32 protein-coding genes are annotated in these 20,827 nt (G+C 70.1%); 5 read left to right on the top strand and 27 right to left on the bottom strand.

Annotated elements, in window-relative coordinates; translation table 11 throughout:
- Positions 1-90 precede the first annotated feature (90 nt).
- From ACZ4Z5_RS12810 to ACZ4Z5_RS12790, 5 genes are all read right to left on the bottom strand, one after another.
- The gene (locus ACZ4Z5_RS12810; RefSeq protein ID WP_468260819.1) at positions 91-2,304 is read right to left on the bottom strand and encodes a phage portal protein; all 2,214 of its coding nucleotides are present in this window, start codon (positions 2,302-2,304) and stop codon (positions 91-93) included.
- A 180-nt stretch (positions 2,305-2,484) separates the two neighbouring features.
- Positions 2,485-3,990, bottom strand: coding sequence for a hypothetical protein (locus ACZ4Z5_RS12805; RefSeq protein ID WP_468260816.1), 1,506 nt, complete (start codon positions 3,988-3,990; stop codon positions 2,485-2,487).
- The gene (locus tag ACZ4Z5_RS12800; RefSeq protein ID WP_468260813.1) at positions 3,971-4,495 is read right to left on the bottom strand and encodes a hypothetical protein; all 525 of its coding nucleotides are present in this window, start codon (positions 4,493-4,495) and stop codon (positions 3,971-3,973) included. The genes ACZ4Z5_RS12805 and ACZ4Z5_RS12800 overlap by 20 nt, the downstream gene beginning before the upstream one ends.
- A 102-nt stretch (positions 4,496-4,597) precedes the next feature.
- Positions 4,598-4,882: a hypothetical protein gene (locus ACZ4Z5_RS12795; RefSeq protein WP_468260810.1), complete on the bottom strand. Its 285-nt coding sequence runs from the start codon at positions 4,880-4,882 to the stop codon at positions 4,598-4,600.
- Between the two features lie 97 nt (positions 4,883-4,979).
- Complete coding sequence (locus tag ACZ4Z5_RS12790) at positions 4,980-5,363, bottom strand: hypothetical protein (protein WP_468260807.1); 384 nt, start codon at positions 5,361-5,363, stop codon at positions 4,980-4,982.
- Between the two features lie 129 nt (positions 5,364-5,492).
- Here ACZ4Z5_RS12790 and ACZ4Z5_RS12785 point away from each other — a divergent pair, with 129 nt between their 5' ends.
- The 3 genes from ACZ4Z5_RS12785 to ACZ4Z5_RS12775 are packed head-to-tail and all read left to right on the top strand — an operon-like array spanning position 5,493 to position 6,558.
- Positions 5,493-5,708, top strand: coding sequence for a hypothetical protein (locus ACZ4Z5_RS12785; RefSeq protein WP_468260804.1), 216 nt, complete (start codon positions 5,493-5,495; stop codon positions 5,706-5,708).
- Positions 5,705-6,223, top strand: coding sequence for a DUF6221 family protein (locus tag ACZ4Z5_RS12780; protein ID WP_468260801.1), 519 nt, complete (start codon positions 5,705-5,707; stop codon positions 6,221-6,223). Before ACZ4Z5_RS12785 ends, ACZ4Z5_RS12780 begins: the two co-directional genes overlap by 4 nt.
- On the top strand, positions 6,223-6,558 hold the full coding sequence (locus ACZ4Z5_RS12775; RefSeq protein WP_468260799.1) for a hypothetical protein: 336 nt from the start codon (positions 6,223-6,225) through the stop codon (positions 6,556-6,558). Before ACZ4Z5_RS12780 ends, ACZ4Z5_RS12775 begins: the two co-directional genes overlap by 1 nt.
- A gap of 239 nt (positions 6,559-6,797) precedes the next feature.
- Here ACZ4Z5_RS12775 and ACZ4Z5_RS12770 read toward each other — a convergent pair whose 3' ends face one another.
- The 12 genes from ACZ4Z5_RS12770 to ACZ4Z5_RS12715 form a co-directional block, all read right to left on the bottom strand.
- The gene (locus tag ACZ4Z5_RS12770; protein ID WP_468260797.1) at positions 6,798-7,037 is read right to left on the bottom strand and encodes a hypothetical protein; all 240 of its coding nucleotides are present in this window, start codon (positions 7,035-7,037) and stop codon (positions 6,798-6,800) included.
- A gap of 99 nt (positions 7,038-7,136) precedes the next feature.
- Entirely contained in the window at positions 7,137-7,607 is a 471-nt protein-coding gene (locus ACZ4Z5_RS12765) for a hypothetical protein (RefSeq protein WP_468260794.1), read from the bottom strand.
- A gap of 222 nt (positions 7,608-7,829) precedes the next feature.
- On the bottom strand, positions 7,830-10,046 hold the full coding sequence (locus ACZ4Z5_RS12760) for an FtsK/SpoIIIE domain-containing protein (RefSeq protein ID WP_468260791.1): 2,217 nt from the start codon (positions 10,044-10,046) through the stop codon (positions 7,830-7,832).
- Positions 10,043-11,347 (bottom strand): hypothetical protein, encoded by a 1,305-nt coding sequence (locus ACZ4Z5_RS12755; protein WP_468260788.1) that lies wholly within the window; start codon positions 11,345-11,347, stop codon positions 10,043-10,045. Before ACZ4Z5_RS12755 ends, ACZ4Z5_RS12760 begins: the two co-directional genes overlap by 4 nt.
- A 21-nt stretch (positions 11,348-11,368) precedes the next feature.
- Positions 11,369-11,563 (bottom strand): hypothetical protein, encoded by a 195-nt coding sequence (locus ACZ4Z5_RS12750; RefSeq protein ID WP_468260785.1) that lies wholly within the window; start codon positions 11,561-11,563, stop codon positions 11,369-11,371.
- A gap of 88 nt (positions 11,564-11,651) precedes the next feature.
- Positions 11,652-11,822 (bottom strand): hypothetical protein, encoded by a 171-nt coding sequence (locus tag ACZ4Z5_RS12745; protein ID WP_468260782.1) that lies wholly within the window; start codon positions 11,820-11,822, stop codon positions 11,652-11,654.
- 45 nt (positions 11,823-11,867) lie between these two features.
- On the bottom strand, positions 11,868-12,041 hold the full coding sequence (locus ACZ4Z5_RS12740; RefSeq protein ID WP_468260779.1) for a hypothetical protein: 174 nt from the start codon (positions 12,039-12,041) through the stop codon (positions 11,868-11,870).
- Positions 12,028-12,207, bottom strand: a complete 180-nt coding sequence (locus ACZ4Z5_RS12735; protein ID WP_468260776.1) for a hypothetical protein — start codon at positions 12,205-12,207, stop codon at positions 12,028-12,030. The genes ACZ4Z5_RS12740 and ACZ4Z5_RS12735 overlap by 14 nt, the downstream gene beginning before the upstream one ends.
- Before the next feature lie 22 nt (positions 12,208-12,229).
- Positions 12,230-12,415 (bottom strand): hypothetical protein, encoded by a 186-nt coding sequence (locus ACZ4Z5_RS12730; RefSeq protein ID WP_468260774.1) that lies wholly within the window; start codon positions 12,413-12,415, stop codon positions 12,230-12,232.
- Between the two features lie 96 nt (positions 12,416-12,511).
- Positions 12,512-12,655: a hypothetical protein gene (locus tag ACZ4Z5_RS12725; RefSeq protein WP_468260771.1), complete on the bottom strand. Its 144-nt coding sequence runs from the start codon at positions 12,653-12,655 to the stop codon at positions 12,512-12,514.
- Positions 12,652-12,954, bottom strand: a complete 303-nt coding sequence (locus ACZ4Z5_RS12720) for a hypothetical protein (protein WP_468260768.1) — start codon at positions 12,952-12,954, stop codon at positions 12,652-12,654. Before ACZ4Z5_RS12720 ends, ACZ4Z5_RS12725 begins: the two co-directional genes overlap by 4 nt.
- Positions 12,954-13,211, bottom strand: a complete 258-nt coding sequence (locus ACZ4Z5_RS12715; RefSeq protein ID WP_468260765.1) for a hypothetical protein — start codon at positions 13,209-13,211, stop codon at positions 12,954-12,956. Before ACZ4Z5_RS12715 ends, ACZ4Z5_RS12720 begins: the two co-directional genes overlap by 1 nt.
- Before the next feature lie 195 nt (positions 13,212-13,406).
- Here ACZ4Z5_RS12715 and ACZ4Z5_RS12710 point away from each other — a divergent pair, with 195 nt between their 5' ends.
- The gene (locus tag ACZ4Z5_RS12710; RefSeq protein WP_468260762.1) at positions 13,407-14,165 is read left to right on the top strand and encodes a GntR family transcriptional regulator; all 759 of its coding nucleotides are present in this window, start codon (positions 13,407-13,409) and stop codon (positions 14,163-14,165) included.
- A gap of 58 nt (positions 14,166-14,223) precedes the next feature.
- On the opposite strand, the gene ACZ4Z5_RS12705 is transcribed toward ACZ4Z5_RS12710, so the two are convergent.
- The 5 genes from ACZ4Z5_RS12705 to ACZ4Z5_RS12685 are packed head-to-tail and all read right to left on the bottom strand — an operon-like array spanning position 14,224 to position 16,808.
- Entirely contained in the window at positions 14,224-14,889 is a 666-nt protein-coding gene (locus ACZ4Z5_RS12705; RefSeq protein WP_468260759.1) for a hypothetical protein, read from the bottom strand.
- Positions 14,890-14,924: 35 nt separating this feature from the next.
- Positions 14,925-15,131: a hypothetical protein gene (locus ACZ4Z5_RS12700; protein WP_468260756.1), complete on the bottom strand. Its 207-nt coding sequence runs from the start codon at positions 15,129-15,131 to the stop codon at positions 14,925-14,927.
- Positions 15,128-15,961 (bottom strand): hypothetical protein, encoded by an 834-nt coding sequence (locus ACZ4Z5_RS12695; RefSeq protein ID WP_468260754.1) that lies wholly within the window; start codon positions 15,959-15,961, stop codon positions 15,128-15,130. The genes ACZ4Z5_RS12700 and ACZ4Z5_RS12695 overlap by 4 nt, the downstream gene beginning before the upstream one ends.
- Positions 15,961-16,182 carry a hypothetical protein gene (locus ACZ4Z5_RS12690; protein ID WP_468260751.1) on the bottom strand — a complete coding sequence of 74 codons (222 nt, stop codon included), beginning with the start codon at positions 16,180-16,182 and terminating at the stop codon, positions 15,961-15,963. The genes ACZ4Z5_RS12695 and ACZ4Z5_RS12690 overlap by 1 nt, the downstream gene beginning before the upstream one ends.
- Positions 16,179-16,808, bottom strand: coding sequence for a DNA-methyltransferase (locus ACZ4Z5_RS12685; RefSeq protein ID WP_468260748.1), 630 nt, complete (start codon positions 16,806-16,808; stop codon positions 16,179-16,181). The genes ACZ4Z5_RS12690 and ACZ4Z5_RS12685 overlap by 4 nt, the downstream gene beginning before the upstream one ends.
- 390 nt (positions 16,809-17,198) lie before the next feature.
- Between ACZ4Z5_RS12685 and ACZ4Z5_RS12680 the strand changes: the two genes are divergently transcribed.
- Positions 17,199-17,423: a hypothetical protein gene (locus ACZ4Z5_RS12680; RefSeq protein ID WP_468260746.1), complete on the top strand. Its 225-nt coding sequence runs from the start codon at positions 17,199-17,201 to the stop codon at positions 17,421-17,423.
- A gap of 265 nt (positions 17,424-17,688) precedes the next feature.
- Here ACZ4Z5_RS12680 and ACZ4Z5_RS12675 read toward each other — a convergent pair whose 3' ends face one another.
- From ACZ4Z5_RS12675 to ACZ4Z5_RS12655, 5 genes are all read right to left on the bottom strand, one after another.
- Positions 17,689-18,114: a DNA methyltransferase gene (locus tag ACZ4Z5_RS12675; RefSeq protein ID WP_468260743.1), complete on the bottom strand. Its 426-nt coding sequence runs from the start codon at positions 18,112-18,114 to the stop codon at positions 17,689-17,691.
- A gap of 178 nt (positions 18,115-18,292) precedes the next feature.
- Positions 18,293-18,505: a hypothetical protein gene (locus tag ACZ4Z5_RS12670; RefSeq protein WP_468260740.1), complete on the bottom strand. Its 213-nt coding sequence runs from the start codon at positions 18,503-18,505 to the stop codon at positions 18,293-18,295.
- Positions 18,502-18,804, bottom strand: coding sequence for a hypothetical protein (locus tag ACZ4Z5_RS12665; RefSeq protein WP_468260738.1), 303 nt, complete (start codon positions 18,802-18,804; stop codon positions 18,502-18,504). Before ACZ4Z5_RS12665 ends, ACZ4Z5_RS12670 begins: the two co-directional genes overlap by 4 nt.
- 85 nt (positions 18,805-18,889) lie before the next feature.
- Positions 18,890-19,390, bottom strand: a complete 501-nt coding sequence (locus ACZ4Z5_RS12660) for a DUF4326 domain-containing protein (RefSeq protein WP_468260735.1) — start codon at positions 19,388-19,390, stop codon at positions 18,890-18,892.
- A 35-nt stretch (positions 19,391-19,425) separates the two neighbouring features.
- Positions 19,426-20,781: a DNA cytosine methyltransferase gene (locus ACZ4Z5_RS12655; RefSeq protein WP_468260732.1), complete on the bottom strand. Its 1,356-nt coding sequence runs from the start codon at positions 20,779-20,781 to the stop codon at positions 19,426-19,428.
- Positions 20,782-20,827: the final 46 nt, after the last annotated feature.

The following is a 20,827-nucleotide window of genomic DNA, read 5'->3' as shown; positions in this document are numbered from 1 at the left end:
TGCCAGCCGTCGCACGGTGCACCATCCGCACGCGCTCAGCCCTTGAGGGAATGCGCATCCCCAGCTCCGCAACTCCCCCACGAGTCACCCTCATGATGCACCATCCCAGGTCGCTATAACCGTGCCGCGGCAACGAGATCCGCCCTCGCACTGCTGGTAGCCCCCGGCTCCGTAGGCGGCGCGGACCGCGTCGAGGGTCGGGAACTGCGTCCCGTCGATGTCCGCGCAAGGCCGGCAGGTGTTGCCGTCGAGCTTCTCCGTGGCCTCGTACACGGCGACCGGTGCGGCCTCTAGGACTGCGATCCGGCCCGTGTTCTGCGCGCGGTGGAGAGCTGCGGCCAACTGGTCCTTCTGGAACCGCCCCTTCAGCCCGCGCAGGAACGACCGCACCGAGGAGGCGACGCGGGCGCCGACCGCACCCGGCCGGTACTGGCGGATAGCCTCCGTAGCGGCGGAGCGGGCGAGTTCGGCGCCGAGGATGACCGCAGCCACGGTGGCGATGTCGATGAGCTCGGAGCCGTAGTCCCGCAGCAGTCGGCCGACTGTTCCGTCGGCGTGCATCTCCAGCTCGGGTACGTCGACGCTCACGCCCTGGGCTGCGGCCTCGGATGCCATCTGCCGTGCCGCAGCGGTGGCCATGTCGGCGAGCGCCGCACGGAGGCGCTGTTCGGCGTCGGCCGTGTCGACGGTGAGCGCGCCGAGGGCGGCGATGTCCCCGTCGTCCACGGCGGTCTGGATCTGGGTGGCGAGCTGCTCGATCTGCCGGTCGGTGACCGTGTCCCACTCGGCGAGGAGTGCGTTGAGGGCTGTCTCGTGCTGCTGGCGGATCTGCTCTAGCCGGGGGTCGGTGTCGGCCTGGGCGAGGAGTGCGGTGAGCTGCGGGCCGAGCGGCAGCCGGCTCGTCGGCTCAGGTGTCGCCTCGGCCTTCGGAGGCCCCTTGTCGGGCGGCTCGTCGTCGGGCTCCGGCTGCTCGGGCACGGCGATCGCGGGAGGAGCCGGAGACTCAGGCAGTTCGAAGCCCAGCATGGGCAGGATCGTGGAGGCCAGCGCGGCGGGCGCGGCCTTGACGAGGTCGATGAGCAGCTCGCGGTCCTGGTCCGCTCCTGGCTGGCCGAACGCCATCTCCGGGAGGTTGAGGGCTTCCCGGACCTCGGGGGCGTAGAAGCCTGCGGTGACCAGCTCGCGGGCGGCGGCGGCGCGGGCGGTGAGCTGCGCCGCCTCGGTCGCGAGGTCGGCGGGGACAGGGTCGCAGTAGTCGAACTCCAGGCCCTGCGCTGCCGAGCCGAAGAGGGGCAGCAGTTCGTGGTTCAGCGCGGCCTTGATGCGCTCGAGCCGGGGCACGGTGAGCATCTCCGCGAACCACGTCTTCGAGGCTTCAGCGGTGGCGCGGTTGACGTCGTCGACGTCTCCCACGGCGAACTTCGGTATGCCGAAAGCTTCGCGTATGACGTCGCGGCTGACGTGGCGCAGTTCGACGAACTGCATGTCGCGTTGGGTCATTTTCCGGTCGACCCATTTGCCGTGCTCGAGGATCGCGACCCGGTGCGCGTTGGCTACGCCGCGATGCTGCTCGTTCCATCGTTCCCGCAGCTGGTCGAACTCGGGATCGCTGAGCGTCTCGGGGACTTCGATGATGCCGCCCGGCTCGGCCGAGTTGATGAAGAAGGCGCGGTTCCACTCGGCGCTGTACTTCGTGGCGTCGAGGTCGGTGAGTACCGACTGCACAGGGCCCATGCCGCGGTACGGGTCGAGCGGGTTGGGCATGCGGAGCTGGATGACCTCGTCTACCTCGAGCGGCACCTTCTCCCCGTCGGGGGAGGTGTACACGTAGCCGGCGAGGAACTTCTCCGGGTGGGGTACGGGGGTCATGCGGTCGGGGCGGACGGGCCACAGTTCGAGCGGGATCGTGGACCGCGGGTCGCGGGCGATGACCCACCAGCCTTCGCCGGTGAGGTCGATGTGCTGCTGGAAGACTTCGACGAACTCCTGCCGCGGCATGAACGCATTGGGCCTGGCCCACAGGTCCAGGGCAGCGTGGCTGGTGACCTCGGTCCGGTCTTCGTCTCTGCCCGACTTGGCCTTGCGCCACAGCTTCCATTCGACCTGGCTGGTGGCGTTGGAGGTGCGGTTGACGATGGCGAAGAGGGTGCCGACGGAGCCCATGGCGGACATCTGTGCGACGGCGTCGCGCCGTTGCCCGAATGGCAGGGCGAAGGATGCGGAGCGGTTGGTGAACGGGACCGGGGTGGTGCTGGGCGTGGGGGTGATGGCGTCGCGGAGCGTGCTCAGGAATGCTTTGCGCACCACGCCTCCCCTACTCGTCTCGGAGCCAGCGTTCGAAAGCGAGGGCTCCGAGTCCGGCGGCCACCCACCCCGCGGGCCCATAAGCCATCCCTATGCCGATCGCAACAAGCATAAGCCCAACGAATACCAGCAGGATAGAGATGACTGCTCGCAGTCTTGACAACGTTGTCCGATCGGGCTTCACAGCCACCTCACTCGAGTTCGGCCCGCGCTGTAGAACGCGAGCAGCAGAGCATCCGCATTGTCCGGAGACCGGCCCAGCCGGGACCGGATGTCATCCTTCGGCTCAACCCGGATCCGCCCCTTCGGGTCGGTATCCCACCTCGGCTCCAGCAACTGGGCCATGGTGGCGTCCGGGTTGTCCATACGGGACAGGTCCCACGTGCCGGCTTCGGAGTGGCCGCGAGCCAGCTCCCACCACATTTCCGCCCGCAGGTTTAGGTACTTGTCGGGGCGACTGGCGGCCTGGGCCACGTTGACGCCGAGAACCTGGGCGCGATGTTCCCCGCGCGTCGCCGCGTTCCTCAACTCGCCGATGACGCCGAAACCCACGCCGATGGAGTCCACCTTGACCGCGGTGGCGCCGGTGTCGCGGATGGCCTGCAGCACCAGGGGGGCGATCTTCTCGGGGCGGTCGGTGTGGGCGCGCCACTCCCTGCCCGCGCGACGGCCGCGGCGCTCCCGGATGACGGTCTCGTCGCCCCCGCCACCGACGTCCACGCCAAGCTCGACGGGAGCGAGTTCCTCGGGCAGCGGCTTGCGGTCGCGGTCGATGCGGCACTTCGCCAGGTCGGAGGCGCGCACCACCTGGTTCGGCGCGTCCGAGCTGAACTCCCCCAGCACCTTCGAGCGGTAGATGGGGTTGTCCTCGCCCCACTCGCGCGCTTTCTCCTCGACCCATTCGCGGCCGACGAGGGCCAGCGCCATCTCCTCCGGCACGGTCTCCCCGGTCAGGTTCGGGGAGTCGAAGGCGCTGATGCTGATCTGATGCCAGCTCGAGCCGGCGGTGCAGACCTTGCGGAAGTGCGAAGCGGGGTTGTCTGGGTTGCCGATGGCGAGGATGCGGCAGTCCGGGCCGGTGGCGAGCCCGTCGGCGGCGACCCAGAGCTGCTCCGGCACGCCGCATGCTTCATCGATCAGCACCAGCACATACCGGGCGTGAATGCCCTGGAACGCCGACTCGTCATGGTCAGCGGGCTTGCGGCCATATCCGACGAGCTCGTCGTCGATGTGCCACTCGGTTTGGTTCACCCGGCCGGCGAGGTCCCCCGCTCGGTGGTTGCGGCGGATGTAGCGCCACAGGATTGCCCGCACCTGGGAGAACGTTGGCGCGGTGGACACGACGAAGGCGGTACCGGGTGGGTGCGTGTCGAGCCACCAGCAGGCGACGAGGGAGGCCACGTGGCTCTTGCCGACGCCGTGTCCGGACCGCACCGCGACGCGGCGGTGGTCCCGCACGGAGGTGAGGATCTCCCGCTGCTTGGACCACACGGTCTGCCCGAGGCGTTCCTGTACCCAGAGCACGGGGTCGGTCGCGTACCGGGCTGCGCGCTCCGCGAGGTTGATGCGGTCGGACCGCGACTTGAGCTGGTCGCGGATGGTCTTGAGCTGCCGGGTGTCGCCGGCCCGGACGAGCTGGGCGACTTGGGCGCGGATGTGGTCGAGGTCAGGCGCGGGCGCTGTCATCGCCGCTCGTCTCGGTGAGCCGGTCGAGGATGGCGCTGATCTCGGCGCCGAGGTTCTCCGCATCAACAGAGACGCGGGACGGGGCGTCGAGGCCGAGGAGTTTGCGGCGGGACTCGGAGATGCGGAGCAGCCGGTCGATGGCCTGCAGGGTGGGTCCGTCGTCGGGGAGGGGTTCGCCGTTGAGGGCGATGATGCGGCCGTTGGAGACGGTGATGTGCTGCCGCTCGAGGACGTTCATTGCCGCGGCGTACATGGCGTCGAGGCGCTGCAGCTCGAGTTCGCGGAGCTCGTCGGCCGGCTCCTGCACGGTGTCCTGGAGGACTTTGCGGACGGCGTGGTGGGCGGTGCCTTTGTTGCCGTAGCCGAGGTGGTCGCTGATCCGCTGGTAGGACCAGCCCTTGGCGCGGAGTCGGCAGGCTTCGGCGTCGCGTTCGGCGCCTTTGAGGGTGCGTATGAAGCGGCCGTCGGCGCCGTGGACTGCGCCGACCGCAGGCTCGTCGCTCATTGCGGCCTCCCTTCTGGCCCTAGGGTCGCATGGGCACACGCTAATTGGCCCGCTCTCATGACCGTTATGCACGGCTAGAGAGCGGGCCAATCGGGGTGGGGGTCAGGCCGCTTCCGGTAGGTCGTGGCCGTGGTCGTCGACGAGGCGCAGGCTGTGGTGCCAGTAGAGGCCGAGGTAGTAGGTGCCGGCGGGGAGGTGGGTGCCGAGAGCGGCCATGTCGTGCGTGGGCAGGTGGCTGGCGAGGACGCTTATGGGGCAGTGCTCGCCGTCGGGGCAGTCGGTGGGGTGGGTCCAGTCGATGTCGCGGGCGCCGTCGGGGAGGTCGGTGATGGTGTAGGGGTGCGGGGTCTGGTGCATGCGGGTCTCCGGGCTAGTCCTCGTCGTCAAGGTCGTGGTCGTAGCGGTCTGTCCAGTAGTCCCGATCGAGGCGCGCCTCTTCCTCGGGCGTGAGCTCCCACCAGGCGGTGGCGGCGGCTTGAGTGGTTCAGGCGGCCTCCACGAGCGCGGCGCGGGTGAGGTTCCGGGTTGCCTTGTAGGTGCGGAGCGCCGTGTAGAGGGCGGGGTCTGCGGGGGCGTAGACGAACACGTGGGTCCACTTGCCGGTGCTGCGGTGCTGCACCCAGACGCGGATGGCGTCGGCGCCGTCGTGGGTGGTGCGGTAGGCCTTGGCGACGTGTCGGCCGTACCAGCTGCGCTGTCCGTCGGGGAGGTCGGCGCCGAGGCGGTCGAGGATGTCGCCGGTTCGGACGAGGCGGCCTTCGCTGACCCAGACGCCGACGATGCCGTTGAGGGTGGTGTAGCCGAGGGCCTTCGCGGTGGCGGCGGCGGCTCGGGTGGCGTTGCGGCGGGTACGGGCGGCGGCTTTCATCGTGGTCCCCTCCAGAGCGACTGTCTATGTTCTAGACACTCATAGAGTCTCAGAGGTTCGGCTCACTGTCTAGAGATTAGACGCGATTGTGTCTATGGATTAGCCATCCGAGGTGAGACGATGGGGCGCATGACCGACTGGGAGAAGGAGCTCAACCGCCGCGCCGCCGCAGTGGAGCGCGCCAGGGATGCGCTGGACGCGGATATCGCTGCAGCGCGTCTCGACGGCCACTCGTTCCGCGAGATCGGCACCTGGGCCAACGTGAACCACGAGCGGGCCCGCACCATCGCGATCCGCATCAATGGGGACTCGCGCACACGTGCGGAACGGGAGGCGGTCCGATGACCGACGACCTGGTGGCGTTCCTGCGGGCGCGCCTCGACGAGGACGAGCAGGTGGCGCGGGACGCGACGGTAGGACCGTGGCGGAACGCGCCGACCACCCGTCACCACGCCACGGCCTCAGGGCGGACAGAGGAGGCGGTGTTCGCCGCGCCGCCCGACATGGGAGCTTTGGTTGTGGCCACCACCGGCGAGGCCAGTGAACGGCGGAACCTGGTCAATGCGGAGTACATCGCCCGCCACGACCCGGACCGCGTCCTTGCCGACGTCGACGCCAAGCGGCAAGTCGTTGAGCGGTACGAGCGCGCGATGGAAAACCGCCGCGCCCATCCAGACGACCTCGCGTCCGCTGGCGCGCTGCTCGCGCTGCACGGGGCCGTCAAGCTGCTCGCCCTGCCCTACGCCGACCACCCCGACTACCGCAAGGAGTGGCGGCCGAGCGTCTCGGTACGGCGCGTCGGCACGGACAACATCGCACCGAACATGGGCCAGGTGCGCCCAGACGAGGAGCAGCCCTGATGTGTAAGCAGTGTTGGGATGAACTCGGCCGCCCAGACCACTGGAATCCCCAAGTCAAGCGCGCCCTCGAACTCATCCGTGCGATCTACGAGATCGAACCTGTCGGGGGCCCGCTTCACGTCGTTCTCGACGACTGGAACATTCAAGATGGCGACATTGCAGCCGCCGAGAACGAGCCCTACACCCCCTACATGTTCGTCGAGGCGAACGAAGCCGAGGAAGTGCGCGCTGCTGTCGCAGAACTGGTACCGCTGCTCCGCTGCATGTCGGTGCACGAGCGCGCGTCGGCATTGGCTCGAAACGACGGATACCTTCCTACGGCCACCGAACCCTGATCCGGCTCAAGGCGCGTTCGGCCGAAACGCCGAACCCCCATACGGCACGCTGCCGTCATGGGGGTCTCCTATATGGTCCGCGCCCGTACCGCGGAGGAGTGCTGGCGGGAGCTGGATCGGTTGTGCCGGTTGTTGGATGCGGTGCCGACGAATCCGCCGTCTGCTGCGGTCGGCCGGGGCTGGGTGGCGCGAGCGGTGCCACGCACGGCGGCCCCGGCCGATGACCGGGGCCGCGAGGGCTAGTTCTTGAGCATCTTCCGCCAGTAGTGCCGATCGGCAATTCGCGGCAGTGGGAGGACGGCGATCGGCTCTTCCGGAGCGCAGGTGCAGGCGCGTTCGTCGACGCAGTCCATGTCGTCGCCTACGTAGCCGCCGCCGTCGCAGTCGGGGCAGCGGGGGTCGGGTTTGTGGTGGAGGGCGATGACGGGCCGGCGTTGCCACACAGGCCAATAGATGAGGGTGAGGCGGGCCGGGTTCACTCGTCCTCCTCGGGGTTGTCGGCGGCTTCGCAGGCGGTGTTGCAGTACGGGTAGCCGCCGGGCGCTCCGCACAGCTGGCATTCGTTGTCCACGGGTCTCCTACAGGTTGTTGGTGGTCTTGCCCCACAGCCGGGTCTGGCTGTGGATGGTCTGGGTGTGCTGGTGGACGGGCCCGGCGTAGTGGTGGTGCTGCTGGGCCGGGGCGGCTTCGGCGACGCCTTTGGCGCGCTTGAGTACGGCGGCGAGGGCTGCGAGGACCGCGACGGGCATCCCGCAGATGAGCCCGATGGTGAGCGGGTCGACCTGGCCTGCGGTCCACAGCACCAGGGAGACGGAGCCGCCGATCGGTACCGACGCGGCGCCGGCGGCGAGCATCAACGCGCTGGCGTCGGTGGCGCGCTGGCTCATGGGGGGCCGGCCGGGCTGGGCGACGGGCATGGCGTTTCCGATGCTCGGTAGGGGCGTGTCGTCGCGGTACGAGGTGGCGAAGTCGGCGATGATCCGGCGGGCCTCGATTGCGGCTTCTGCGTCGGTCATGGCGGCGTGGGTGGGCGTGGTCTCGGCAGGCATCGGGGTCTCCTGTTGGTGATCGTTTTATCGGTCTGAACCCTGGACGGACCCTGGTCTGCGGCGGTGTTGTCGCAGGTCGGACGGGCTGACGGGGGTGGACAGCGGTGCCTGGGCGGGGGGTGACCCTGGACGCGGGAGTCCAGGGTTGTGCCTCCACTGTCCACCCCCAAACCGGGGTATACCGGGACCCTGTCCAGGGGGTATCCAGGGTGCAAATGGGTCTTATCGGGCGGCGTGCAGGTCCTCGAGGCGGTAGCCCATGGAGCGCGTTCCGTCGGCAGTCGGGACCTTGACGGCCTCGAGTTCGATGTCCTCGGCGTCCATCGCCGCGGCAAGCAGCTTGCCGACCCGGGCGCCGTACTGGCCGTCGCCCTCGCCGTCGGCGCGCGCGTACTGCTCGTCGACGACGAGGGCGAGGTAGGCGAACAGTTCCGCCCGGGTGATCACGCCGCGGCCGGTCGCGGTCGCGGCCTTGATGATGTGGTCGAGGATCGTCGGTTCGTCTTCAGGCTGGACCGCGGTGCCCTTGCCGGTCGGCCCGCCCGCGACCATCGAGACGCCGGTCTCGGCGGCAAGCTGGTCCTCGATCGGGTCGGGACAGTGGCCGGGGACGCGCCCGATTGCCTGGCGCAGCTCCAGGCCGGCGCGGGCGGCTTTGCGGAGGTCGCCGTTCTCGACGTCGACGAACAGGGAGCGGGCTTCGATGAACCCGGTGTCGGGGGTGGTGAGCCAGCCCCGGCCGCGGGTCGCCTTGCTGTTCTCGATCTTGCTGGAGTCGTATCCGTCTCCGGCGGCTCCGTCTCCGAGGATCGTGTTGGAGGCGGTCGCCGACTCCACGCGCATCGCCCACCGCCCGGCGCAGTTGCCGCGCAGGCGGGAGTTGACCACCTCAACCTTCGGGCTCTGTGTGGCGAGGACCAGGACGATGCCGACGGCGGCGCCGACGGCGGCGATCTGCGCGAGCAGCTCCGTGATCTCCTCCGCGTGCTGGCCGTTGAGGCCGCCCTTGACGGTGTAGGTGGCCAGCTCGTCGACGATGACGAGCTCGATGCCGCCGAGCTGGTCGAGGAGTTCCTCGCTGGCCTTGGACACGCCGAGGTCGACGAGGATCTCGGTGCGCCGCTCCAGCTCGGCAGCAAGCACTTTGAGGAACTCCAGGAGCCGTTCGGGGTTCCGGCGGACGAACGTATCGAGGGACGAGGCGATGCCGACGTACTCGCCGGTGCCCTTGCCGTCGAACAGGCGGACGCGGATGCGGGGGTCGAGCATGGCGCCGACGAGGATGTTGGCGATGGCCATGCCCTTGCCGGAGCGGGTGGCACCGCCGACGAGCAGCGAGTAGTCGGAGATGGTGGCCAGGACGATGGAGCCGCGCTTGTCGAAGCCGAGCGGGAGGCCGTCGCGCCAGGCGTTGACCTTGTCGGTGGTGCCGATCAGCGGGTTGGGGACGGTCCGGCCGAACGGGTCCGTCATGCTGACCCACAGGCTGAGCCGGTCCTCGCGGCCTTCGTGCCGGATGTCCATCTGATGCCGCGGGATACCCAGGGCGGATGCGAGAGGCCCGGACTTCTTCTGTACCTCAGCGACGGTGACGCCGCCTGTCACCTCGACGTGGACGAGCCACGCGGCTCCGTCCTGGATGACCGGGGAGCGGAACACGACAGCCTGGTCAGCGCGGAGGATGCCGACGTCACGGAATGCCCGGTCGATCATCTCGTCGGTCATGCGGTAGCCGTCGCCGATCTTCGCATCGCGGTCGTTGTACAGCTCGCCGGCGTTGGTCCGGCGCCCTATCAGGGCGAACGCCAGCAGCGCGGACCCGGTGGCGAGGATCCCGCCGGGGGCGCCGACGAGGTAGAAGCCGGTGCCTTCGACGGCGGCGATCGGTGCGAGTGCGGCAGCGGCGCGGAGGGCGCGCTTGGTGCGGGCGTCGTTGCGGGCCTTCTTGTAGCCGGCCATCGCCGAGGCCGATGCGGTGGCGGCCTTGTCCATGTCGGCGCGGCGCTTGTCCTTCTCCTTGCCGGGGATGAGCCGCTTGTCGTGGGCCCACTTGGCGGCCTTGTAGTCATGGTGGGCACGGTGCGCCTCGTGCTTGGCGACGGCGACCTGCGTGCCCTCGACTCCCTGCACCCACAGGGCGGTGCGGGCGATACCGCGCCAGGTCTGGGCGGCGTGCCCGTGCTCGGTGGTCTGGCGTCGCAGCCATCTACGGAACCCGCGGGTGGTGTTGATCCGGCCGACGCGGGCTCGGGCCTTCCACCCGGCCCGGGTCTTGACCCAGGCCGGGGTGAGAGGGGTCTCGCCCATCGGGTCGGCGACCACGGTCTGCTTCACGGCCGGCGCGGTGTCGGGGGTGCCCGTCGGGCCGGCGAGGTAGCCGGAGACGAGGCGCTCCCACTCGGGGTCAGGCGTGCTGCTCGGGGTCGTCTCGATGCTCACGCGTGCTCCTCACGGGTGACGGTGCGGGTCTGCTCGAGGGCGGCCTGCTTGCGGGCGAGGGGGCTGGCCGGGGGCGTGTCGCCGGGCCGGCGCAGGGGCGGGGTGCCGCCGTTGAAGCGGCGTCCGTCGGGGGCGTCGGGGTCGCGCTTGGCCCTGGGGGCCTTTTGGGATTCCACCTGCGACAACTCGCCGAGTATCGGAGCGCTGGTGGCGGTCTTCATGCGGGCCTGGGCGGACCGGCTGAGGGCCTCGAGTTCTGCGGTGACGCCGACGACTTTGGAGCCCGTGACGCGGTACCAGGCGTCCGCCCAAATCTGCTCCGTGACGAACGGCACGCCGCGCGCGGAGCGGAGGGCGTCGGCGACTTCCCATACGTCCTTGTGGCCTCGGCGGCGGTCCTCGTCCTTGCGGCTCTGCTCCTCCTCGGCGCGGCGCTGCTGCTCGGCCTTCTCGGCAGCGGCCTTGGCCTCGGCGGCCTGCTTCTCCGCCTTGGCCTTGGCGCGCGCCGCGGCCTCTTTGGCGGCGGCCGTCTTAGCAGCGCGTCGCTCACGCCACGACGGGATGCCGTCGGCCTTCTGGGCGATGCCGTGCTCGTAGGCCATGAGGACGACCGGCCCGCCGAGGGAGGCGAGGGCGCCGATGAGGCCGGCGTTCAGGCCGATGGCCGCGTCGGTCATGCCGTGCCACAGGTTGATCGTGGCAGCGATGCACGCGCCGGTCATGATGCCGATCCGGTAGGGCAGAACGTCCCGCCGGTGGGCGACGGCCCACGCGGCGCCGAACGCCAGGACGAGCGCGAGCCCTTCGAGCAGGGCGGGGGCGGCGACGAGGAACGGCCGCTCCTCGTCCCAGAACGCGAGGAACTGGATCGGGGCGGCGATGATCAGGCCGACGAGGTAGATGCCGCGCGCGCCCCACTTCCAGAACGCTTCGGTGCGGAGCTGCTCGGCTGTGCGCTGCGCCTCCTGCTCCGCCTCGTCCTGGGCGGCCTTGTCGGCCTTCTCCTTGGCGGCCTTGGCGGCGGCCTCTTCGGCCTGCTTCTTCGCCAGGTAGGCGGCCTGCTCTGCTTTGTCGCGAACGAGCTTCATCTGCGCGCGCTCGGTGGCGATGCGCTGCTTCTCGGCTTCCTGCTCGGCGAGGATCTCCGCGGCGCGGGCCTTGCCTTCGGCCTCGAGGCGCAGGGCTTCGGCCTTCGCGGCGGCCTCGGTACGGATGGCCTCCGCCTCGGCGAGGGCCAGCGGGTCGAACCGCGGCTCGGCCGGGGCGTGCCTGTTGACCTTCTCGATGGCGGACGTGCTCACGGCGATCGGTGTCCTTCCGGGTTAGGCGTGCTTGGCGGGGCGGGCGATCTGGCGGAGGTGGGGCATGGCCGCCAGCCCGAGGCCGAAGCCGACGAGCAGGGGCTGGCCGGCGATCCAGCTGAGGACGGGCGCGATGGCGGCGGCGATCCCGGCGCCGAGGCCGGGGAAGAGGAGCAGCAGGGCCAGAGCGGCGAGGATCCAGGCGAGCGTCTTCACGGGTGGTCAACCCTTCGAGTGGTCGTGGCGGCGGGGTGTCTGGCGGATCTCCTTGGTGCTCAACCGGGTTGAGCACCGCGGGCTACCGTCAGGCGGCGGCGGGGGTGTGGAGGCCGCGGATCTCGTCGAGGAGCCGGCCAGTGGGGCTGTCGGGCTGGTCGATCGCGTCGAACACGATCTCGATCGCACGGTCGTAGTCACCCGCCTCACGTGCCGCCCGGTACTCGGCGAGGTAGGCGATACGGGTCTGCTCGGGCATGACGGGGTCCTCTCGGTTGGTCAGTCCGGGATGGGGGTGGGCGGGTCAGTTGATGTCGGCGACGAGGCCGCGGCTATCGACGGTGAGGACCGTCCAGCAGGCCCCGCAGGTGAAGTTCCGGCCGTCGGGGGTCATCTCGTCGCCGCAGCAGTCGGGGGTGACGCCGTGGCCGAGCTCGTCACCGACCGCGAGTTCGCGGCCATGGCTAGAAGGCTCCATCGGGGAACGGGTCCTTCCTGGTGTCGTCGGTCTCGGTGACTGTCAGGGCGGGGTGGTACTTGCGGATCCGGCCGATGCGCTCCCTGGCGAGGTCCGGCGCGTTCGTCGAGAACTCGTCGAGGAAGGTGCCGTCGGCATCGACGACTCGATAGCGGATGAACTGCACGTGGATCTCCTTCTCGGGCGGGTCAGGCGGCGGCGAGGAGCCGGCGGGCGCGGTCCGCGTCTGCGGCGAGAGCGGTCGCGGTGGCCTCGCAGTCCGCGGCCTCCGCGGCGTCACCCGCGGCTCGGGCCTCGTTGGCGGCCTTGCGGAACAGTGCGGCCGACGTGCTGCTGTGCTCGACGATCAGAGTCAGACGGGCGCGACGGGACATGGCTGTACCTCCGGTGGTCATGCGGATGGGTTGGGGTGCCGTGCTGGCGGTGCCGCGGGGGTGGATGGTCACCCCGCCAGGGCGGCGGTCAGGGGGTTAGCGGCGGTACTGCCGCTTGGCGGTCGCGTCGAACTTGCGACGGGTGTCGGCGCCGGCCTCGTAGTCCTTGCGGCAGTCGGCCACGGACGCCGGGGTGACGGCAGGCGAGGGGCGCTTCGCGGCCGACTTCTTCGCGGTCATGACTCGCCCTCCCGCCGCTCCTCGAGGGCCTGGGCGAGGGTCCGGTACCTGGGCGGGCGTTCGGCGGCCGTGCGGCGCAGGTACTTGGCCTCCCACTCGATACCGAGGTTGGCCTCACCCGCGAGGACGTCACGGATGGTGGCCTGCACGACCCGGATGCGGTCCTCAACGAGCAGGCGGTACGCGATCTCGTTCTCCAGGTCGATGTCCGGAGACGGCACCTCCAGCACCTCGGCGATCGCAGCCAGCAGGTCACGCACCGGGGCAGGCAGGTCGGCCGGCTTCTGCTGCGCGGCCATCAGGCTGCGGCCTTCACGGCGGGCCGGACGTAGCTCGCCTCGACGTGCGCCTGGCGGTCGGCGGCCGACATGGCCGGCTCGTCGGTCCACGTGAACCATCCGGCCTTGCCGAACGGGGCGCCGTGCGGGTCGTCCGCGGTGTGGCTGCTGGCGCAGTCCATGTAGTCGCCGGTCGGGGTGCGCGTGCCGCGAGCGGTACGCGCCGAACACTGGCCCGGGTGATCTGCGCGCATCGGCGCGCCGGTAGAGTTCTGCATGGCTAGCTCCTGTTCCTGCAGGTGGCTGGCTGCCAGGGCCGGTGGTGAGACACCGGCCCTGGATCCCAAGACCCCGCTCGGTGGTGAGACACCGGGCGGGGTTTCGTGCACTACCCCTGAGCCTAAAGGGCTAGCCCTAATCCGTCAAGCTTGCGGCGTCAGTGCTAGCCTTAACGCACCAGAGAGGAGGTCTTAATGCGTGGCTACCGCGACCTCGCCGCCGAGCTGAGGCGGCGAATTGAAAGTGGCGAGTTCCCCGTCGGCTCGACGCTGCCGACGATCACTGAGCTCATGGCCGAGTACGGCCTGGCGCGCCAAACCGTGCGCGCCGCGATCAATCACCTGGCGATGGAAGGGTTGGTCAAACCGGTCCGCAAGCGCGGCACAATCGTCCGTGACCGCACCCCCATCCGAATCCCACTGAGCCGGTACAGCGGGGCGCTGAGGTCCAGCGACAAAGGCCCGTGGGAGCAGGCGACAGCAGCCCAAGGGCTCAACGGATCAATGCGCTTCCAGGGCGTCGAGCAGCAAACGGCCGACGAGCAGATGGCGGAGGCACTCGGCATCGAGCAAGGCGCGGATGTCGTCTACAGGATCCGGCACGCAATGATCGGCGACGAGGTGGTCCAGATCCAGCACGCCTGGTATCCGGCCGAACTCGCACACCGAGCCGGCCTGGATGAGGCAGGCAAGATCGAGGGCGGCGTCTTTGCCAGGCTCACCGAATCCGGCGAACCGCCGCAGGCGATCGACGAAGTGATCCGGGCCCGCATGCCATCAGAGGATGAGGCGGCGTTGCTTCAGACAGGGGTCGGAGTGCCGCTCCTCGTCGTCGAACGGATCACCAGAGGCAACGAGGGGCACATCCTTGAGCTGCTTCGAGTCATCGCGCCCGCAGACCGCATTGAGCTCACGTATGACCAACTGCCTCTCAATGGAGGGTCGGCGCAGTGAAGCCCGACCGAACGCACGAATGCCGCCCCGCACCGGGTCACCGGGCGGGGCGGCTTCGTCATGCGGCGGCGCGGCGGGCGGCGTCGTCGGCGAGCTCCTGCTGGGTGTAGCTGAATCCGCAGGCGCCGCATCGGATGTACTGGTCCCAGTCGGTCTGGGTCAGCGCCAGCTCGGCGCAGGCCTCCCAGGGGCAGGGGCGGGTGACGGGCCGGGTCTGGGGCCGGAGACGGGTGATGCCCCAGATGGCGCGCATCATGGCCTGCAGCTCGTCGCGGAGTTCACCGGCCCACGGCTGCATGGCGGCCCAGCCGAGGTGCGGGGCGAGCCAGGCGGCGAGGCGGACCGGCGACCACTCAGCCGGGCCGTTGAGGCGGCGCTCCTCGACGACGATCCGCACCCAGTCGCCGAGGACGCCAACGATGGGCTGCTGTCCGTGCTGGTCGCCGTGCGGGTCCCGGACGGTTCCCCACGCGGCCGGGCCGAGCAGGTTCAGGGTGTCGAGCCGGCCGGGCGTCGGCGCCTCGCGGGTACCGCCGCGGGTCCCGTCGCCGGTCACCTCCCGCTGCACGCTGCCGACGAGGACGACGAGCTGGTTCGGAATGCTGGCCAACCATGCGCGCATGGCGTTGACGCAGGGGTCGCACAATGCCTGACCGGTGTCGAGTTCGTGGGCGCGGAGGCTGCGGGTGCAGGTCTCGGCGATACAGGGCCGGGCGTCGTTCACGGTGGTGCTCCTGTCCGGATGCGGGCGGTGCGGGGTCAGGCGGTGGGCGGCTGGCGTGGCGGCAGATGCGTGTCGAGGTGTTCGCAGTACATGGCCAGGGCCTGACCGATCTGGCGGCCCCAGCCCGCGGGGTCGTTGGGTCGGCCGGCGGCGTCCCATTCCTCGCCGAGATCTTGGAGGGTGGACCAGTAGGCGCGGCAGGAGGAGCAGGTGCTGGTGCTCTCCTGCCGCTGCCACGTCACGGGTGCTCCTGCGGCTGGTCGAGGGCTTGGAGGGTGGGGCAAGGGTAGGGCAGCGGGGTGCCGTAGCTGTCGACGCAGTGGGCGCAGTGGCCGGGGTCGGCGTCCCAATTCCGGTGCAGCTGCCGGACGCAGTTAATGGCTGTCTGCATCCGGATCAGTGACGGGGGCAGCCCGTCGTGGTTGCTCATGAAGCAGCGGCGTGCGCGGACGGCGTCGCATCGGATCCGCTCGATGACATCGAGGCGCTGCTCAAGGGATGCGCGGTTCCACCTCCAGATCCACTGGCCGGGCGTGAGCTCCGTGTACTCGTGTTCGGGCCCGACGGGCTCCTCTCCGGCATGGAGCTGCGCCAGGTCCTGCTGCGTCTGGTCGGCGAGCTGCAGTCGCTGTTGGGCCCGCTCGAGGGCCCGGTCCCGGACGGCGAGGACGGCGTCGGTGACGGCGTCGAGGATGCGGGCGCTTGACGTGTAGGTGGCCGCGGCTGCGTACCAGGTCTCGGTGATCGCCTCGGTGTACAGCTGCCGCAGCTCCTCCACCGAACCGACGGGCGCGTACTCCGCCGCGGGCTCGGTCGACTGCTCGAGGGCGGCGAGGATGGCGTCGGCGACGGGGCCGTACACGTCGTGGGCCAGCCAGGCACGCTGCGCGTTGACCGCGGCCCGCATGGCGTCCACGACCAGGGCCCGGCGGTCCGGGGCGGGAGTCGTGCCGCAGGTGACCTCGCGGGGGTCGGTCGTCATACGGTCCGTGGCGGGTAGCTCGAACGGGGTGCTGCCGCAGCAGGCGGTAAGGCCGGATCCGGTGGGCGGGCATGCGTGGGTCGTGGTCACTAGATGCTCCTGATGACGTCGCGTATGGGCCGGGCGGGGTGGATGTACGTCGGCTGTCGGGTGGCGGGTCGGGCGTGGCCGGCGGGGACGGGGCTGCTGCGTTGGGGGCCGTGGAGGTCGAGCCACGCCTGCTCGTCGGCGGCGGCCTGGTCGGCCTGGGCCTGCCAGTCCGGGCCCCACAGAGGCGGCTGCTCCACCCACTGCTCCGGCGGGGCAGTCACGAGGCTTCCTCGAACGCGAGGACCCCTTGCGCGAACCGGTTCTTGGCGAGGTCGTGGTAGGCCGGGTTCAGGTCAATGCCGATGTACCGGCGGCCGAGCTGGCGTGCAGCGGCGCCCGTCGTTCCCGAGCCGGAGAATGGATCGAGCACGGTGCCGCCGGGCTTGCAGCCGGCCTTGATGCAGCGGATCGGCAGGTCGATCGGGAACACCGCGAAGTGCGCGGCCGGATACGGCTTGGTCGTGATTTCCCAGACGTCTCCCGGGTTCCGGCCCTTCGTCGAGCCGGCGGCGCCGTAGACGCTGACGTTGCCGCCGCTCCGGCGCGCCGAGCCTCCCACCTTCCCGCCAGGGCCCTTGCTGCCGCCGAACACGATCCCTTCGCTCAAGGCCTCTGGGCGGAGGAGCGGCTCGCGGATCGCGTCGAGGTCGAACCAGTACCGCGGCGACTTGGTGAGCAGGAACAGGTGCTCGTGCCGGTTGGAGAGCCGGTCGCGCACGGACTCCGGCATCGCGTTCGGCTTCAGCCAGATGATCTCGTTGCGGAGTATCCACCCGTCGTCCTGCAGGGCGAACGCGGTGATGACGCTCTTTGAAAGCGGCCACCTAGTGCTCGGGGGTGACCCCATACCTGCTCAGTGGATCTACCCACCCATAGGCACCTGACCTGCGGAGGGGCGCCGCAAGGCAGGGGCCGCTCGATAACCAGCCAGGCCCGAGGGCGGGAGTCCAGGGTGGCCGAAGGCATAGCGCGCAGCGCCGCCGCAGGCGCCCTTGAGCGGCCGGTGCGGCCCGTCCACTCCACGAGCGGGCGGCCCCGGTCGACAACGCGCGTGACCTCCCTGAGTGCCTGTTTCGATCTCCTGGTGATCGCCATCGCGAGGCTGGCCAGACTTGGCGTCGGCTCGGTCGTGCTTTAGAACTCCGCCTGGCCTGAGTTACGTTGACGAGAGGAACCGACAACGGCAAGCAGGCCACACAGTCGGGACGCAGAAGGTCACCGACGAGGAGGGGGGAACGTGTACTCCACGAGCGAGAGCTATTACGACGGCAGGGGCTTCATCAGGAAGCCCGGGGAGAAGTTCGACGACTACGCGGGTTACAGCAGGAGGCCGGGAGGGACCTTCACCGACAGCAAGGGTTTCAGCAGAAGGCCTGGCGAGGCGTTCTACGACGGCAGGGGTTTCAGCAGAAAGCCTGGCGAGACCTTCTATGACGGCAAGGGCTTCAGCAGACGCCCGTAGATCTGGCTGTGTCTGAGGTAGCGCCCAGTACGAACCGCCACTGCCTCGAACGACACACCCGAGCAGACCGCGTGAGGCCGGGCACCCGACCTCAGCTGTTCGCCACAACTTCGCGGACTCTTCCCCCGGCCCGGTCGGTGTCCACGGACACCGTCGGAGCGTAAGGCCCAGCGCACGCGTCAATCGGGGACCAAGACCAGAGACTGAGACTCCCCACTTCGTTGAACAGCGGACGGAGTGGGGTGATGAGTAGCCCTGGCCGTTTTCAAGGATTCTCATCAGCGGTACGCCACGGGATGCCGAGGAGGCTCTTGGCGGGAAGCCCCCCACCGTTCTTGCCGCCGCTACCGGCGGGCGTGGTGGAGTGATTGCTGCGTCCGGTCAGCCCGTCCGTCTTGGACTCGCTGCCTTTCGGGCTGCATACGTAGGAGTCGCCGAGGTTGAGCCACAGCGTGCCGTCGTCGGCGAGGACTCGGCGAGCCTCCGCGAACACGGCTGCCATGGTGGCGACGTACTCGGCGGGCGTGGCCTCGAGCCCGTACTGGCCCGGCGTGCCGTAGTCGCGCAACGAGTAGTAGGGCGGGCTGGTGACGATGCAGTCCACGGACCCGTCAGGCAGGGTGCGGAGCTGCTCGAGGGTGTCGCCGAGCAGCAGCGTGACCTGCTCGTCGGCGTAGTACGGCTCAGGCATCGGGTGGTCCTCCGTTGTGTCGGCGGCGGGTTGATCGATGGGCGAGGCCACAGGAGCTCGTCTGCGGCCCTAACGGACCCCCGGGGCGGCTCGGTTCCAGCGGCGGGGGGTTCGGGGCTCTGAGCGGGCCCCTGGCGGCTTCTCGGGGCCTGTTCGGCGGGTAGAGAATCCGCCCGGCTCACTCGTCGACGCCTTCTGCCCCGATTTGCGGGGACTCGAGACCGAGTTGGATGGCGGCCAGGCGCACGGCCTCCCGGATCGACACCTCGCCCTCCGACGCAGCCCGGATCGCGAGGGCCCGGACGTGGAGGTCGTCGGCGAGGGCCTGCTGCTCCGGCGACAGGGACGGCCGGCCCTTCCGGTTCCGGGCCGACGTCGGCTCGTAGGTCATGCGGTCTCCCTCGTTGTCGCGGTCGGGGGTTGGGCGGTCAGCACGGTGGTGAGGGCCCACAGGCTGACGGCGCGGGCGCCGCGCTGCCGGGCGCGGTGGGCGAGGCGGGCGACAGCGGCGAGCCGGGCGTCGGATGCGGCCCGACGGCTGGCGGCGGTCTGGCGGGTGGCCAGGCTGCGGATGCCGGCGCGGAGTCGGGTCGCTTCGGCGGGGGTGAGGCCGCCGGGGCGTTCGGCGCGGTCGGCGAGGACGAGGAGCTGCTCCACCGTCGGCGGGGCCGTGGGGCGGCGGGCTGTCACCGGCTTCTCCTTCGGGCTGTGGTGTGATCTGTGGGTGGCCGCCCCGGATTGCCCCCGGGGCGGCCCGTCGTGCGTCACGGGGCGGTCAGGCGGCGGAGTCGTTGGCCAGCCGCAGGAGCACGGCTGCGTGGCAGTGGTCGGGCTGGCCGGGCTCGGGCAGCGGGCACCAGCACATGAGGTCCCGGCCGTGGAGAAGGGCGCGGAACAGAGCGCGGTCGTCTTCCTGCTCGGGCAGCTGGATCCACGTGCGGTAGGCGTCGGTGGCGTATCGGCGCGCTTCCGTGTTGGTGGGGAAAGTTCCGACGCTGACGCCGTTGGAGCGGGCAACGTGCCAGCCCTTGGTGTCGGGGTTGTGGGTGATCTGGAACGGGTTGCCGAAGCGGGTGGGGCGGCCGACGTACACGGAGCCTTCGGGCTTGCGCCAGCCCACGTGGCGGCGGCGCTGGATACGGATGGGGCCGCCGTTGGCGTCGCGGCGTGCCTTCTGTTCGGCTCGCAGTTCGATGGCAGCTGGGCATGTGCATCCGCAGTCGCACCCGTTAGGGCAGATACAGCGGCATCGGTGGGTGGCAGTGGTCTCGGGCATTTCGGTCTCCTTCGGGCGGGTTGGGGCGGGAGGGGTTAGGCGGCGGGGGCCAGGACCGGGCGGGAGGCGGCCGTCTGGGTGGCGGGCAGGTCGTACTCGGTGCCGAGGACGGCCTCGGAGACCATCGCGAACAGGTCCCGGGCGGCGTTGACCGTGACGGCGTTACCGGCCATGCGGACGCGTTCACGCTTGTTGCCCAGCCAGATGTAGGGCCGATCCGTCTCCTTGCCGGGGAAGGTCATCGCGGCGGCGTACTCGTGGGGCTCGAGCATCCGGAACCCGAGGTCCTCGACCGCGGTCACGGTGCCGGCGGGCAGCAGACCGTGATGGTTGCCGGAAGCGCACACGGTCGCCAGGGGCTTGGAAGCGAGGCGGTGGTTGGAACCGCCGCCGCGGAGCTCGACGATGTACGCGGGTACGGCGAGACCGGTCTCGTTGCGGGCCGTGCACGTCCGCATCGGGGCATCGGCCGGGCGAGCGACCTTCCCGTCGCGTCCCTCGACCGGGACAAGGAGCGGTCTGGCGTAGGTGGCGAACCCGTCGCGGACCCGCTTCATCGTCTTCTCAGCCAGCGGCCTGTCCCGGTCCCCGATGCGCTGCGCGGGCAGCGTCCAGTCGATGGCGTCCGCGGCGGGCCGCACTGCGGGGAACACCTCGGCGTGGCAGCGGGCGGTGGGACACCGCCACACGTACTGGGTGCGGTACTTGCCGTAGGCCCGGTCCGGGTTCTTCCACGCCTGCACGGCGCGAACCGCGCGGTCGCAGCGGGTGCAGTGCGCCGCGGGGCGGGTCCACTTGTCGAAGTCGGGCTGACGTTCACCTTCGAGCCAGAACACGACGTACATGCGGTCACGGGACTGAGGTGCCCCGTCGCCCAGGGCCTGGGCGTGCATGCTGTTCAGGTAGACGACCTTGGCCCGGTAGCGCATGGCCTTCATCGCGGTGAACCACGCCGGCCAGAGGATCCACTCGCGGGCATCGACGACGTTCTCGACGATGATGGCCCGGTAGCGGTGGTATTCGGCGAAGCGGACGACGTCCCACATGGTGGCCCGGGAGCGTTCCGCAGCCTCGTCGGGAAGGGTCTCGCCGAACAGGTCGGGGGTGGCGTCGATGTGGCGGCGCCGTCCCTTGGCGATGGAGTGGTTGGTGCAGCTGGGGCTGAACCAGGCGAACGTCGTGGTGGGGTAGCGGCGGGGGTCGATTTGGGAGATGTCGGCGCAGTCGTGGCCGGTGTCGGGGTGGTTGGCCTGGTGCACGTCGACGGCGAGGCGCCAGTGGTTGAGTGCGGTGCGGACCTGGATGCCGACTTGGCGTGCGCCTTCGGAGGATCCGCCGGCTCCGCAGAAGCCGTCGGTCGTGTCCCCGGCGAGGGTCTTGAGGCTGTGCATCAGGGTCGTGTCTCCTTCGGGGTTAGGCGGCGCGGCGGGGCTGGCG

Source organism: Streptomyces sp. NPDC030222 (assembly GCF_055573115.1).
This window is presented reverse-complemented; position numbering and strand designations above follow the sequence as displayed.